At 54.1% G+C, this 15,749-nt stretch carries 9 protein-coding genes; 1 reads left to right on the forward strand and 8 read right to left on the reverse strand.

Annotation, left to right across the window (positions count from 1 at the left end; translation table 11 throughout):
* Positions 1-33: 33 nt before the first annotated feature.
* The 4 genes from ABH15_RS06480 to ABH15_RS06495 all read right to left on the reverse strand — a co-directional run bounded on the left by ABH15_RS06480 (position 34) and on the right by ABH15_RS06495 (position 5,787).
* Positions 34-1,077 (reverse strand): polysaccharide deacetylase family protein, encoded by a 1,044-nt coding sequence (locus ABH15_RS06480; RefSeq protein WP_128693555.1) that lies wholly within the window; start codon positions 1,075-1,077, stop codon positions 34-36.
* Positions 1,078-1,399: 322 nt separating this feature from the next.
* Complete coding sequence (locus ABH15_RS06485) at positions 1,400-2,389, reverse strand: GNAT family N-acetyltransferase (RefSeq protein WP_164913654.1); 990 nt, start codon at positions 2,387-2,389, stop codon at positions 1,400-1,402.
* Between the two features lie 38 nt (positions 2,390-2,427).
* The gene (locus tag ABH15_RS06490; RefSeq protein WP_128693557.1) at positions 2,428-3,429 is read right to left on the reverse strand and encodes a GNAT family N-acetyltransferase; all 1,002 of its coding nucleotides are present in this window, start codon (positions 3,427-3,429) and stop codon (positions 2,428-2,430) included.
* A 429-nt stretch (positions 3,430-3,858) separates the two neighbouring features.
* Positions 3,859-5,787 (reverse strand): hypothetical protein, encoded by a 1,929-nt coding sequence (locus ABH15_RS06495; RefSeq protein WP_128693558.1) that lies wholly within the window; start codon positions 5,785-5,787, stop codon positions 3,859-3,861.
* Between the two features lie 553 nt (positions 5,788-6,340).
* Here ABH15_RS06495 and ABH15_RS06500 point away from each other — a divergent pair.
* Entirely contained in the window at positions 6,341-7,474 is a 1,134-nt protein-coding gene (locus tag ABH15_RS06500) for a glycosyltransferase family 4 protein (protein ID WP_128693559.1), read from the forward strand.
* Between the two features lie 166 nt (positions 7,475-7,640).
* Here the strand turns inward: ABH15_RS06500 and ABH15_RS06505 are convergent, their stop codons facing one another.
* From ABH15_RS06505 to ABH15_RS06520, 4 genes are all read right to left on the reverse strand, one after another.
* Complete coding sequence (locus ABH15_RS06505) at positions 7,641-8,864, reverse strand: glycosyltransferase (RefSeq protein ID WP_128693560.1); 1,224 nt, start codon at positions 8,862-8,864, stop codon at positions 7,641-7,643.
* A gap of 41 nt (positions 8,865-8,905) precedes the next feature.
* On the reverse strand, positions 8,906-10,021 hold the full coding sequence (locus tag ABH15_RS06510) for a glycosyltransferase family 4 protein (protein ID WP_164913655.1): 1,116 nt from the start codon (positions 10,019-10,021) through the stop codon (positions 8,906-8,908).
* A gap of 263 nt (positions 10,022-10,284) precedes the next feature.
* Positions 10,285-11,892: a right-handed parallel beta-helix repeat-containing protein gene (locus ABH15_RS06515; protein ID WP_164913656.1), complete on the reverse strand. Its 1,608-nt coding sequence runs from the start codon at positions 11,890-11,892 to the stop codon at positions 10,285-10,287.
* Positions 11,893-12,349: 457 nt separating this feature from the next.
* The gene (locus tag ABH15_RS06520) at positions 12,350-15,001 is read right to left on the reverse strand and encodes a carbohydrate-binding protein (protein WP_128693563.1); all 2,652 of its coding nucleotides are present in this window, start codon (positions 14,999-15,001) and stop codon (positions 12,350-12,352) included.
* Positions 15,002-15,749 lie beyond the last annotated feature (748 nt).

Genomic DNA, 15,749 nt, shown 5'->3' on the forward strand with positions numbered 1-15,749 from the left:
CTGCCAATGAGGGTCTGCCTCTGGAGTCAACCGTTACATGCGCTCGGGAGCTTTCAATCCGCTCTTCCTCCACCACGCCTCGATCTCTCCACAGCTTGTCAACCAGGCGCCCCTGCCTTGGCAGAACTTCAGGATCTTGCGGTATAACCGGAGCGGTTCACCGGTCATGCCGTCGTTATGCCAGAGAATAGTGATCACGCCGTGGTGCTGCTCCACGATCTTGAGGAGGTGCTCTGTCTGCTCCCAGGCCTGCTCCATGGTCAACCTCATATGGGTGAGCAGTGTCCGCTCCATGATCGCGAGCGGTATCTCCAGAATCTCCATCTCCCGATCGGTATTCAGGTTGAACGGCCGGAATGGGTGACACATCCCGTTCCGAAACCCGACACAGTCCGGGTATCCGAGCGTGGTATCGTACCGGAACCCCGCCCGTTCCAGCAGTTCCCAGGTCTCCGGTACCCGAAACTTGAGAAAATGGTTTCGATACCCGGTTACCGTCCGGTTCAACACTTTTTCGAGATGTTGCTTCTCCCGCTTCAGCGTCGGGAGGTCGCGGTAGGCGTCGCACCCCCCATGCAGACCGACTTCCCATCCCCCATCCTGGAGGGTACACATCTCCTGATCCAGGTCTTCGATCGCGTATGCGTATTCCTTATCCCCTTCTTCGAGCGCCATGAAATAGAAACTGGAGCATGCACCATAGAGTTCCTCAAGTGCCATGATCTCATCAAAGTTCCACCAGGGACACTTTTTTGAACGGAGTTGAGGGGTAATTCGGGTGACTCGAGAGAGATCACCGGCCTTCAGGGCTTTTGCGATCTCAAAACTCTTGGAGAAGAAACGCTCGTATACTCGGTCAATATCATGTGTAAGGCAGACAGCAAATGGCTGCGTATCGGGGTATTCGCAGTAATAGCCCTTTTCTATCAGCATCTGCGATACCTGGGGCACGGATATGTCCCGGTGGCGGCTCCGGTAGTACGGGAATCGGTCGTACCGGTCATGGCTGCACTTTGCATACTCTTCCTTCTTGGTAAACAGATCCCAGATCTCACTATCCTGCCTGAACAGATCCATTCTCTGCAGTCGACCCCTTTTGCATACTTGGATGGAGAGAGTTTATGCTTTTCTCCCGTACTCCTCGAAAATGTGAGCGTTTTGTCATATGCTGTTTACAAAATGTAAAGGGCCAGTCCCGATCGTCTCTCTGTCGGTGAGGGCTACCCTTCTCGGGGCTGTGGTCTGGGCACCAGCTCCCGGCCTTCGATCCGGGAGGAAAATGAATTTCTTTGCCTGAAAACAATGGTGCACTCTGGCGAAACTCCTGCGGGATTCCGAACAATGTTGTACACCGGAATAGCGGCGGTTGCGCCTGTAAACGATGCATAAGTGTCTGCACTTACTCTCTTTTGAATCTCTTCAGAATGGCGTATTTCGGCCTGGAATATTCAACGCCAAAGTAGGGAACCAGGTCTGGATTAAAACCTGATACGAATGAACTCAGCTGTGTCATATTGCCGCCCATCAGGTTGATCCGCCGAACTCCGAGATTGCTGAGACCGGTGAAGGTATCGTAGCAGAGAAGTGAGGCTGCTCCCATGGAGAGATGCTCTTCGGAGGATGCGGCCGACCAGCTGTGGGCCATCTTCGGGTCCCACAACGTGACCTCCGCAGCTACGATTTCGCCGGAAGAAGTGTGTGCAACCCGCATCTCACCCAGATTCTTCGAAGTAATAAGATCCAGCAGACCCAAAAGATGTTCCCTGGAGAAGGGCGGCTTTTTCCCCTGTTTTGTGAATGTGCTCATGGTGAGACTCCAGAAGATCTCGGGATCAAACTGTTTGGTTGTAGAGATGCCGTGCTTCTGAGCTTTACGAATATTCTGGCGGACATCTTTTGATGTATTCTTCAGCAGATCGTCATGCAGGGAAAGGATGTAGGTGTAGTATACCCTTGGATCCCATCCGTTCTGGGTGAACGCCCGGATATCCTGCAGGCCGGGAGAGTGTACCAAATTCACATGATCAAATCCTTCTCCTGCGATATGCTCAAGAATCGAAACGATAATCATTCTGTTGTGCAGTTCTCTTTTCCGCTGCTTTGCATTCTCAATTTCAGAGAGTACCATCCCGCCGTAAGGTGTCGCTATCGTTGTCGAAGAGGCTATTTTAAGAATCTTATATGGATTTGACAGGAAAAGAGGGCACCCTCCGATTAACTCTCCGTCTGCGTAGCATCCAAGAAGGATCAGCGTCCGATCCTGCAGCGAGGCATTACGTACTAGCCAGTCGCTCGTATGAAATACCGTCCCCTCTGCCGAACCGGCAACCAGCGCATCCCAAAGGTGCAGTTCATCGCCCTTGACTTCCTCCACTTCAAGCGCTACCATACCCTGGGCACCAGGCTCGCCTAGGGATGTACTTCCCATTAAATATTTCGGCTTTCGGTGAGCATTTTTTTAGACCGGTAGAGCAGTGAAGCTTTCTTTGAAAGAAGGACGGTCCTTGAGAGGATCGGTATATGATCAGCCCCGAATTTCACTTTGTACCGGAAGCGGCGATTGTTTGGATCTATTCTCTGCCGCCCGAACGATACCTTTTCATACCCGTTTTCCCATGCCCAGTTCACGCCCTCCCAGTAAAGGTACAGGCTCGGGGAGTATTTGTTCGGGAGGTTCCGGTTGAGAGCGAGGTACTCGAAATAGGCGGTCTTCTGATCGGGGTGGAGTATTGCCAGATTCCCGCCGGCAAATGAATCTTCGCTTGTTAAAAGCGCAACTCTCAGTTCCTCTGGTGAAAACGAGTCTATGAGTTTCTGAAAGAAGGATAACGGTAGAATCTCTCCGTTTATATGATTCAGGTTTTCTGCATAGTAATGATAAAATCTCTCGATATCACGTTTATGGTCGATCTTCTGAACCTCAAACTCTACCTTCTCGAATGCACGGATCTTGTACCGGTCATCCTTTGACAGTGTGCTCTGCCAGAGGGTATCCGGAGGCTTATGCTTCAGGTTTACCACCATATTGCCTAGATTTTCATTTGGGAAGTTGTCATACTCTATTCTGTCAATGATCTCCGGATTATACGTGGTGAAATGGAGGAATGAGTAATCCTTCGCGAAGAGCGATAACAGATCGTTGATCCGCCGGATATCGAAGGTGTCTGCCAGAATAGGCTGAGTGTACTCGGAATAAGGGATGGTGTTCAGACCCCGGAAAAAGCCCGTCTTTTGCTCGATAAACGGACATATGCCGACGATATGCTGTTCGTCCAGAATAAGGTAGTACTTTAGGTTCAGTCGAAATATATCCTCCAGAATAGTCTTCCATCGTACACTGTGGAAGGGTGTCCCCTCCCCGCACTGACGGTTGAACTCTTCCCACCCGTCTGCGTTATACTCTGATAATGCCTCAATGGAATACGTCATGGGAGCACCACCTCGCAAATAATAAGCATAATACTTTCTCTCGTTCCCTGTGGTGGGTCATCCGCGGCCCATATCGATACCGCCACCGGGGGCTTCTCTCCAAAAATCCCTCTTCCTTCTTGGATATAATTTAGACGCGGAGACGGGCGTCGGGATGATCGGGTTTCCATGGGAAATCCCGGGACGTTGTTTAGTGAGGGTTTTCAACCGGAATACCGCTGCAGGACGTCCAGTTCCTCTCTCCGGGTAAGGGGCCGGGAGAGCGTTTCGGGAGGCGTCGGCATACGGGGAATCACATGGTTGAAAGGCTCCGGTTCTCCCGCAGTCGAGCCTTCCCGCATTGATTATAGAGGCGTATATACCGACAGCACCCGGATGAGAACCAACCGCTTCGTGACCGATCCCATCGACCTGAGCGTATGGCATCCGTCAGTGTATGAAACGGTATACTTCGACGCCGTAGTTTGAGTAAACCTTATCCTCTACGAAGAGTTTCCGTGAGATCTTCAGAATATTTTCCTCTGTAGGCAGGTAGGGTTGGAGACTCTCCGGGTCGAACTCGTCATACGTCCCGAGGAGCAGTCCGTTCTTCAGGAACTGACCTTGAGGAATGATGATGTATCCGTGCTCGCCCGGGGTTTCCAGCGTGCTCTGCAGCCAGTAATTGCTATACACCGGTATAGTATAGTATGGTAGACCCAGGTTTTCAGATCCGTTGAACTTCTGCCGGTAGAAGAATCGCCATGTATAGTAATCCGAGTGCAGGGAAGACCCGCTTGGAACCATCGTTAATATGTGATCAAACCCGATCATCTCATCCTGGGTAAAGGAGTAGCGTATGTGACTCGGTTCGTCCTTCACAAGCCCAAGGGAACCGATACCGAAGATGACGACCAGCGTGATCAGCAGTATCCCGCTCCATCGTGGCGTTCTTCTCCCGGTAGACAGGTATTTGGCGAAGATGTACATCCCGACTCCCATGGCGAGGGCGAGAAACGGCAGGAACAGAATTGCGAACCGGTCCATGCGAAGCACTTCGACGAACTGGAATACCGTAGTAAGAATATTCGGAACGTTCAGGAGTACCGCTGCCAGTCCCAGCATACCGAATACGATCGAGTACCTCGGCTGTTGCTTCCATATGAGGTAGATTGATCCGAGCAAAGCGAAGAAAACGATGAGCAGAATATCCAGCCGGTTCACGAGGAAACTAAGGCCTAGGTGCTCAACGTTTGCAAAGACGATACTTTTATAAAGGGTCGACTCTGTGCGTGGGAGCAGCTCCCATATGAAGGAGTACGCAACGAAGAACCAGTAGGTGGCAAAAAGGGCGATAGGCACTGTCAGAAATACCGGGTTCACGTGCTTTTTGTCTCGGACGAACAGTTCGAGGATAAAGAGGAGTCCGAGCAGGATGATGATCATGGGTGTGGAGATCTGGTGCGTGAGCAGAATGAAGACGAACGTGATGACGACGAGAGCTCTCCTGGCGGCGGGTCTGGTAACGGCAGAATCTATGTCTGATTTTGGATTTGCCAGGGAGTAGAGCAGGTACAGGAGGATCAGGAACCCGACATAGGCCATGGTTCTCGTCACCATATATGTGCCGTAGTAGATGACACTGGCATTCATGGCATATGCAAGGACGATCAGGAGAGAGATCTGCTCGTTTTGGAATATCCTGTCGACCAGGTAGTACAGGAGCGGTATCGTGCCGACGTAAATCAGGCCGGTGGTGATAAAGAGGGAAGTCTGGATATCCAGGCCGAGGGTGAGCGAGGAGAGAGCCACAAATATGTGGTAGAGGGGAAAGTTTGTGTAATTACCGAGGTCAGGTGGGATGATATGCCCGGATAGGTAGGTGATGGTGGACATGTAGATATGCGGCATTGTATCCGTAGCGCCGAAATAGAGCGCCGACCGAAGAGTATAACTGTAAATGGTGACCGCGAGGGTGAGCATGCCCTCTACGAGCACTACCGCGGGGAGTATCCTCTTCGATAGTATCTGGACGAGGATTATGGCATACAGGATAAGAACCGCTACAAGGCCCCACCTGGAGTCGACGGGGGTGATGAGAAAGACGGGGATGGTGAACATATAGAGCAGCCCGAATAGCAGTGCGGATTTTGAGGGATTATACGAAAATAGCCCGATCTTCCCTGACAGATCAATCTCCTTCCTTTTGATGAGGATGAACGCAAAAGACCCGATGATTGCCGGAACCGCAAGAATCGAGCCGTTGATCAGGTAACTCATCCTGTCAATGAGAACGCTGAAAATGAAACCTGCTACATACGTGATCAGTATCAGGTACGGGAAGACCCCGGCCAGTCTCTCCAGGAATCGAATCTTCATGCCAAACCTCTACTCTCCCTCTGGATGAGCGACTCCCTTCTGAACTCAAACCTTATAAATTTCAGCTATCAGTTGTCGCCTTGCATGGTGAAAAGGTGCAGTCACGCATCTCTCTGTGGAATCTCCCTGATCCGGTGCAGGTTTCTTCTCCTTACTCTCTGCTGGGTGTTTCATTTCCACGTGCATGATCCTGGATATATCCTCTGCAGGAGATCTGGCCCGGCTATGGAACATGTATGCGCATACTCGCCGGTCATGTCTACACTCCTCGCAAAATTCGGGCAAGAACTCGTTTTTTCAAAAAAATGGCGATTTCCTAAAATTATATATACCTGTTTATATTACTTGCTACCGAGGTCGGAGATCAGATCGTGATAGTCAGAGGCAACGCCATCACCACCATCAGAGCCGTCGCATCGGCAGAACCAAAAGGCGCAGAGGTGAGCTTTCTGCTTCTGTTCCCGGATGCTATCCAGGAGTCCTGTCTCTGCCTCCGGGGCTCTCCCGGGGATCTGGCTGTGTCAGCATGGAGAGTTTAGGGATGAGGTGAAGCATGAAGATCGCGTTTTTTGATGTCTACAATCCGGTTCCTATCAACAGCGGTGGCGACTGGTACAGATTCTATCTGCTCTCTGAGTTAGGAAAGGGGAACGATGTATGCGAGTATTACGCACTGGATGTCGAAGGCAAGGAGGGTTACCTGCCTCCTGAAACAAACTTCAAGATGCAGTATCTGGCATCAAAACTCCCCTTCATCAGGCAGTCGAAGTTTTTGAGTATAATGAGGCCGGAGTATCTCCTGACCCGGCCTTCATCCGGGATTCGTACTCCCGATGCAGTCTTCTTCAGTGTTTTTTACTATCATATCGCAAGACGGATTGCGAACAGGAGTCATATTCCGAAAATTCTTATTATGCATAATGTCGAATGGCAGTACCTCAAAACGAATAACTCCCCGTTGTTTATGCCGATGAGACTCTACGAAAACCACGTTATCCGAAACGCTGATGCAGTCGTTACGATCTCGCTCAGTGATTATGAGTATGTAAAAGGACTGATTGACGAAGAGAAGATCTTTTACATCCCTCCTCAGGTTGATACCGACCTGTTCAACCCTCATGGATCACGTCATGAGTTCGGCGGTGATAAATTCAACCTCCTGTTCTATGGCAGCCTTGATAGGGATCAAAACCATGAAGCATTACGATTCATCGTCCAGGAGCTGGTTCCAACCATCAGCAATGAAGATCTGGATGCAAAGGTCAGGATGAACATCTTCGGGTCGGGAACCCCGCCGGAACGCTTCAACCTGAGAGAGAATAACCACATTAATTATATGGGGCCGGTTGAAAAGCCTGGCGACTATGTACGGGCGGCCGATGCCGTTATTGTTCCCCTGAAAAACCAGGGTGGGATGAAGATACGGATACTTGAAGCATTGGCGTGCGGCAGGCCTGTCATTGCATCCTCGCAATCCATACAGGGTCTTCCGGCAGCTCTGCAGGAGTACGTACTTACTGCTGATTCCGTCCGTGAGTATATCGACACGGTGAGAATGCTCATTGAAGGGAGTATTTCACCTGCAATAAATGCAGATGCGGTTCTCCAGTCACTGAAGGGGAGATCCGTTGATGATTTAATAACGCATCTGAGAGGAGGAACCATCCCGGAACTCCCCTGGTCATGACGGCAGTGCTGGATCTGACAGTGGAATGACCCGCCCAAACCGCGTCACCCCGGTTGAATCGGCTCATCCTGGGTATCCCGGTACCGGTGCGGCATGTGAGACGATAGACCGGAGATCTACACTGCCGGGATGGACTATACCGGGACGGATCGTTCGGACGAGCCGTTCATCGCACTGGAGGACGATCGTTCAGGAGCTGAGTGTACAGCGTAAGGTACCTCGGACCCACAGCCTCAAAGGTGAAATTGGGACTGATAGAGAGTGCATGTTCCATCATTCCCCTGCACCGCTCGGGATCGCTCAGCAGCTCTCGGGTCTTTGTGACGATCTCCTCTTCGGGGGTATACCGGTCGAACAGGAGTGAGCACCCGGAGATCTCTTCAGAAGACTCAACAGATGCCCGAACTACCGGGATCGCCCCGCAACGGAGGGATTCGAAGAGTTTGTTCGGTGAGCTTGTGATCCAGTACGTCGTCTCCGGTTTGACGAAGAGAAATCCTACGTGCGATCGCTCGGTGAGCCGCTGGGTCGTGTCTCTGGCCACATATCCCTGGTGGAAGCGGAATCGCTCCCCGTACTGCTCCTGGAGCGGCAGCATCATCCGCTCGAGTTCCGCATCGTTCCCATAGGAAGGCCCGCCGATGAAGCATGTGGTCTTCGGTATCTGGCCTAATACCTCCGACGCGACCTTCAGTAGAAGTCCTATGTCCCGGTCGTGGGGGTTGAGGGATCCGATGTAGAGCAGGTTCATAGAAGAATCACTGCCGAACGATCGGGCTTTCTCCTGGATGCATGCCTCATCGTAGATGTCGGCAAGAGGGTAGTTCGGTACCTGTGTGGAGGCTGCTCGGGGAAACAGCGATCCGAGGCCGGAGTTGCCCCCGAGACTGGCATGGACGACCCCGTCGATACTGTCTCGGGCAAGGATCTCGTACATTCTATGGATGGTCGGAACAGGCAGCCGGGTTTTCTTATAGAACACCTCGAAAAACTCGTGTCTGTCGTATACGATTTGTGCGTCCCGGAGATGATCCCTTTTCATCATCATCGCAACCCGCAGAAGGCCGGGATCGTGAACATGCAGCACCGTCGGGGCAGCCGGGTCTACATCCAGAGCTTCGAGTGCTTTCTGTATCCGTGGGGAGAAGAGGGAGGGGAAGAGGTACATCGTATTGAAGCAGAGTACGTTTGCAAGGCGCATCGTGGAAAACGGTGGTTTGATACGGTAACCCTTTTCGCCGTACAGAGAGAAGCGGCCGGGCTTGAGGGTGGGAGCGAAGAGGCTGAAGTGGAGGCGAAAGACATCTCCGGTATGCCGCAGTAGATACGTTATATGCCGGGCCAGCCGCCCGTCTTCCGGCTGATGCTCGTCCAGAATAATGACGTTCATCTTTGCATGCACCTCATGCCCTCTGTTGGTTCCCCCGGTGCTCACGCGAGCTCCCGGTAGATCGATGAGAGTCTCTCCTCCATGATCCCCCAGCGGAACAGGTTCTCATAGGCTGTCCGTGCGTTCACCCCGAGCCTGTTTCTCAGGTTTACGTCCTCTTTCAGGCGCAGGACCGCTTCCCTGAAAGCATCGGGATCCCCGAAAGGAACGATCACGCCGCACCCCGTATCCCTGACAACGGACGTCATCGAACTGCCGTCATTCACGATGATCGGTTTACCGCAGAGCATGGCCTCGAAGAGCTTGTTCGGGCTGGCGAAGCGATTGTTGGGTACCTGCGGGTCGTAGAGGGCGAAGAGGAGGTCTGCCTCCATGGTTTTTGCCAGGATCTCCCTGTGCGGGGTCCACGTGAAGGAGAGCTGGATATTCTCGGAACTGCTGCAGATCTCCTGGAGCTTCCGGCTGTATTGCTCGGAGCACGGCCCGAGAATGGCGAGGTGTACGCCCGGGAGATCCCGAACGATCCGGCAGACCTCGTCGAGGTACCGGTCTTCCTGAACGTTGCCCCCATAGAAGATCCTGAATTGACCGTCGGAGTTCTCCAAAGAGATCCCGTCGATCGTGCTCTCTGCCGGAGAGTTTGCAATGATGGCGACCTTTTCTGCAGTGAGACTGCCCACCTGCTCTATTCGTGCCGGATCCGGGAGAATTACCCGGTCCGCATACTGCATCAGATACCTATCGATGGCCGATACGTATCTCTTTGAGAGATCCGGGAAGAGGGGAAACTGGATCATCTCGGCATAGAAATCATAGATGTCATATACGACCTTCTTCCCCCTCAGTCTCCCGACGAGGAGTGCCGGCACATAGGTGTCGAAGTCAGCTGCATGAACGACGTCAAACTTCCCGAATGCGAGGTGGAAGGTGATGAAGAGCCACCACAGGGGCAGGTACAGCATGACACGGAGATCGTCCGGCTGTACCTGCACCCGGAATTTCTTTAGTCCGTTGCTATCTTCGTCGCGTGACTTCGGCCTCCTCCCCCTGTCCCAGACAAGAAAGCAGACCGAGTGGTCGTGCTTTCGGAGAGCTTCCGCTTCTTTCTCGAGTCTCGTGTCCGGGTAGTGGGAGCGAATCATCAGTACCTGTACCATACGAATCCTACAGTTCTGCATCTCCTGGCTGCGGGGGTTCCTGTTCCTCAATGGTATAAATACCTGCAGGATGGGTTGCGCGTCTGCCGCACCTCCCCCGGGGGACCTCTCCCCGTGCCGGAAGAGAGTGTTGCAGTACTCTTTCTGCACGGCGCCGGTGCCCGTGGCCGACCGGTGCCCGGCAGGGCAGGGGTGATACTGACATAGTCGCCACGGGCGCTGCGGATGGGGCATCTTCGCAAGAGAAAAGGTAATGGGGGAGTTTACACGAGGCTCGTCGAGATGATCCTCTGCTGGAGAGTTGTCAGGATCTCTCCGGAAGGGCCTTTGTTCGCTCCGATGTACATACGGGTGTTGATCTGGTCGCTTGTAACGCCGGTGCGCCCGATCGGAGCGCCGGTGTACTCGATCCAGTTGTAATCGATGTATGCACCGCTCTTCGGGATCCCGCGAACGGCGATGCAGTAACTGGTCGTGCTGATGGCTTTAAACGTATTATTGTGAATGATCAGCTTGTTACCGGCGACGTTCCCGGACGCGGTGGCTATGCCGTGCATATCCACGACGTGAGCGTTGTTGCTCGCAGGAAAGTTCGGGCCGAAGAGGTTGTAGCGCACTTCATACCCGTTGTCGACATGCCCGGTGCCGGCGATCGCGTGGCGGCAGTAGTCGAACGTGTTCGCCTCGATCAGGCAGACGCCGCCCTGTCCGACCTCGACACCGTAGCCGAGACCGCTCATCTGACAGTGGTGGATGTAGTTGTGGTGGACGTAGCCGCCGGTCTTCATGTCGGAGACCCCTGCTGTGCGGTAGATGCTGATTGCAGCGCCGCTCCAGCTGAAGAGCTCACAGTTGTCCACCTCAAGGTTCCGATATGCGGAGTAAATTCCGTAAGCCGGGTGCCCTATGCCTTCGATTGTCGTATCCGGCCCCTCGATACGGAGGCCGGTGATCCGCACCTGTTCTCCTCCTGCAATAAGTGCGACCGGGTGCTGTGGATCCGCCGCCTCCACGGAGATTCTTCCGCCCGGAGAGATCGGGGGATCACCCATGCCGGTACCTTCGGGAACCGTAATGTATGCTCCGCCCGATGCCGTGGGATCCGGTTCTCTCTCCATAGGGGGTGAGAGTGTTCCTGATTCTGCCTCTATCCGGATATCTCCCGCTTCATTCTGCGTTTCGACGTTCGTCTCCGGGACATATGTTGGTACGGCTGTGATAAGGATCTGGTCGAGCTTCGCGCCGTCCTCCCGCCACTGGACGGTCAGGGTCTGCTGTCCTGCGGAGAGGTTGTGGGTTCCCTCCCTGATCCAGTGCCAGTCAAAACCCGGTTCCATGTCCCACCGCCGTGTCTCCTCGCTGTTCATCCGTACCCAGAACGAGTTATCGTTCTCATCAGGCGCAGATACAAGACCCCAGAGGGTATACTCCCCCGGTTCCTCGATGGTGAACGAGTATATTGTCGATCCTGCTCCGTTTTCCGCTCCCCGGTTGCTTGCAAGGGTCACACCGGAGGGAATGGTCACCGTCGGTGTATCCGTAAGATCGATCACGGCGTTTCCATCGATGTATATTACATCTCCGCTATCTGCATTCCTGAGAGCGGTCAGGAGCTCGTCCCGGGTCGTGACGGTAGAGTTCACCTGTGGGTCTATCGGTGTGATGATCTCGCCGTAGCCATCGCCCCCGCCGATGGGGTTGCTGGTTGGGTTCGATTCGGCACCGAAGGCCTTCTCCTGATCGGCCGATACGAATGCCGACTCCGGGGCAGCTGCTCTAGAAGTTGCTGTAGCGAGAGTCAGTGCAGATTGGACGACCAGAACTGCGCCGATCAGGATCAGAGCAATAAGTACTACTTTTTTTGCATGCACCCAAATCCTGTGCTTGGTAAACCTTTTCTGTAATAAATTTTTACTGCAGATCAAACGGCCCGGGAGGTGCAGCATCTGCTGATCGGGATGGTATCTGCACTTTTCATTGCGGTTCCGGCTTTTTGCTACATGTACGGGGTGTAACAGAGAGCCTCTGAGACTTATTCGGGCACGAGTCCGGGAACTCGACATTTTGCCCCGTAGAGAGGCTGGTTGTCACCGGTCGGTCATCCTTTTGGCCGCCTGCATCTGTTACGATCAGTGCCTGCTTCTGCATGGGGACGCCAGCGGTGGTGCTATCGATCATGATTGCGGTATGAGAGCCGTCGCGAGGAGCCCGGTTGCAGTCGCTGGAGTTGTATTCCAGTAGGCCAGGTTCAGGTATGCCGAATGCCGACGGTGTGCGCGTAGGTGTGTGCTACACGTTCGCCACAAAAAAAGGAGGTGAGGAGGGAGTTCATGAAAGGCTCGTCGAGATGATCCTCTGCTGAAGGGTCGTCAGGATCTCTCCGGAAGGGCCTTTGTTCAGCCCGATATACATGCGGGTGTTGATCTGGCTGCTTGTAACGCCGGTCCGCCCGATGGGAGCGCCGGTATACTTGATCCAGTTGTAATCGATGTATGCGCCGGTCTTGGGGATCCCGCGAACGGCGATGCAATAGTCGGTCGTGCTGATCGCTTCAAACGTGTTGTGATGAATGACCAGTCTGTCGCCGGCGACGTTCCCGGACGAGGTGGCTATGCCGTGCATGTCCACGACGTGAGCGTTGTTGCTCGCAGGAAAGTTCGGGCCGAAGAGGTTGTAGCGCACTTCATACCCGTTGTCGACGTCTCCTGTTCCGGCGATCGCGTGCCGGCAGTAATCGAACGTGTTCGCCTCGATCAGGCAGACACCACCCTGTCCAACCTCTACGCCGTAGCCGAGACCGCTCAGCTGGCAGTGGTGGATGTTGTTGTGGTGGATGTACCCGCCGGTCTTCATGTCGGTTACCCCTGCTGTCCCGAAGATGGCGACTCCTGCATAGCCCCAGCCAAATATCTCACAGTTGTCCACCTCAAGATTCCGAGCGGAGGCGAAGATTCCGAATCTCTGCGGGCTTGACATGCTGTTGTCGGGTCCCTGAATCCGTAGACCGGTGATCCTCACGTTCTGTCCGGTTACCTTGAACAGGGTGGTATACCAGTCAGGCCCGCTGCCGGACTTGTCGCTCTGGTAGATCCGTCCGCCTGCTGCCCCATTCTCGCCCCGGTTACTCGCGATGGTAACGCCGGCAGGCACCTGGACGCTGAAAGAGCCACTCATGTCGATGTTTGCGTTTCCTTCGACATAGATGATATCGCCGGATCCTGCACTCTGCAGAGCTGAGAGCAGCTCGCTCTTCGTATCGACGATGAAATCTGCGTCGTTCCGGCTGACCATGTTCTTATACCCGCTGCCTCCGCCGATGGGATTGCCGGTCGGATTGGCATTCGCCCCGTACACATCCTGGGCGGGGGTGGGCGTTGGGGTTGGTGTCTTTGTGGGCGTCGGTGTCACGGTGGGGGTCGGTGTCGGCGTCGGTGTTGCCGCTGTTGCGAACACGACGTACGCCAGGTCAACCGACCCGGTGTCCATGCTGATCTGCATGGTGTGCTTCCCGCTGGTGAGCGGAATCTGCACGGTGGTCGGGTTGAACGTATACCAGCTGCCGGTGTTCGGCACGTTGACGGTCGCGACCTTCTTCCCGTCCACCAGAACCGAGAAGGTTTTGGCGCTCTCGGTGGTGCTCGTGTAGAACGTGGCAGCATAGGTGCCCGTCGTGGCTACCGTTACCTCGGAGAACTCGATCCATTCTCCCGGATAGGTGTAGGCAATAACCGGGACGTCAAGGCCGGTTCGCTCGCCGATGTCCACGTCGGTGTTGTCGGTGCGGTACGTGTAGCCGCCCTGGTTGCCTGCCACGGTATCGTGGTAGGCGAGCCCTTCTCCGCCGAGGTCGAAGTCAACGAAGTTGACCCGGCCGGGGATGGCGTGTGCCTTATACGGCTCCTGCGTCGGCACCGGGATCGGCGTCGGCGTCACGGTGGGTGTCGGTGTCGGCGTGGGCGTGGGCGTGGGCGTCGGTGTTGCCGCTGTTGCGAACACGACGTACGCCAGGTCAACCGACCCGGTGTCCATGCTGATCTGCATGGTGTGCTTCCCGCTGGTGAGCGGAATCTGCACGGTGGTCGGGTTGAACGTATACCAGCTGCCGGTGTTCGGCGCGTTGACGGTCGCGATTTTCTCCCCGTCTACCCGGACCGAGAAAGACCTGTCGCTTGCGGTGGTGCTCGTGTAGAACGTGGCAGCATAGGTGCCCGTCGTGGCTACCGTTACCTCGGAGAACTCGATCCATTCTCCCGGATAGGTGTAGGCAATAACCGGGACGTCAAGGCCGGTTCGCTCGCCGATGTCCACGTCGGTGTTGTCGGTGCGGTACGTGTAGCCGCCCTGGTTGCCTGCCACGGTATCGTGGTAGGCAACGCCTTCTTCACCGTAGTCGAAATCAACGAAGTTGACCCGGCCGGGGATAGCGTGTGCCTTGTAGGGTTTCTGCGTATCGGAGGATCCCTCCGGACTTAAGGTGAAACTGGTGGTAACGGTCTCTCCGGCGAGTGCCGTGACCGTCTTTGCGGTCGGTGTGGCGTAGTCTGGGAGCGTGACATATACTTCATGAGCTCCGGGTGCGATCCCGGTGAGCGTATATGGTGTTACTTTCCCGGTGTCTGCCCCGTCCAGATAGATTCCGGCCCCTGACGGTGTCGATGAGATGGTCAGGCCGGCTGGCTCGGGATTGGAGACCTTTACCTCGACGGGAGCCTTCAAGGTGTAGGCTCCGGGTTGAAGGAGTACGATGCCATTGCTGACAGCTTTCAGTGCAGTTTGAACGACTCTGTCGTCATCTGTTCCAGCTGTTCCGTTGCTGATCACCTGGCCGTTGCTGTCTTCCGCAACGATCATCGTGCCGTCGATGTACACAGTGATGTCGTAGGCATCTGAAGACACCGCCTGGCTTTCTGCAGCCAGTGCCGGTGAAACCAGTGCAAAAGCCGTGCACAGGATCAAAGCCGTAAGTAGGGTTGTTCTCATGCATTCTTCTCCTTAACTGCCTTCTGGAGGGTTCTGGTTCGTCTCCAGAAGGGCGCTGAGAGGGTCTTCCCCTCAGTAGTTTGTTACCGATTCTAATATTTATAGTAACTACATTTATAATCGCTTAGAATGTCGCTTAATTTTAATATTGGAGATTTTTTTACGGCGAATATTCTATTATATTGTGTTTAAGATAGAATTTATCTCTAGGTGGTTTTATATGTTGATTTGTGCGGCTGACCGCCAGACGGCCCCGTCTTCCTCTTGCGTCAATAATTTCGGGATTTATCTCGATCGAGTTCCGCTAATCGTCTATTTCCTGTATTCCGGGAACCATTGCCGTTAGTCTGCTTTCATGCCCCAATCTGAAATAACCTCTTTCGAAGATCTTCCGGAGAGAGTGCGCCCGTAATCTGTTGTATTTCCAGATCTACGGGTGTTATTAGGTTTAAATCGGGAACACGGCTTAAGATCCGCGCACCGGTCTTAAAAAGGCAAATACGGTTTTGGCCTGAGCCGCCCCGAGTTCTGGGTGGTTGCTCTCGAGGGATCAATGCGCCCATTTCCGGCACGGCATTCTCTATGCGAAATCGGGGAGTGAGTGGTCACTGTATGAGCAAAACGGGCGAAACGGAAGTTTTGCACATCCGGGATAAGTACGCAGATCCCTGGTGGCAAGAGTGTCTATCTGATGCTGCGGGTCTGTCCGGCTCTCAAAGACCCTGAACGAACCTGTTGTACGAGTGGC

The organism is Methanoculleus taiwanensis (assembly GCF_004102725.1).
GTDB classification, from domain to species: domain Archaea; phylum Halobacteriota; class Methanomicrobia; order Methanomicrobiales; family Methanoculleaceae; genus Methanoculleus_A; species Methanoculleus_A taiwanensis.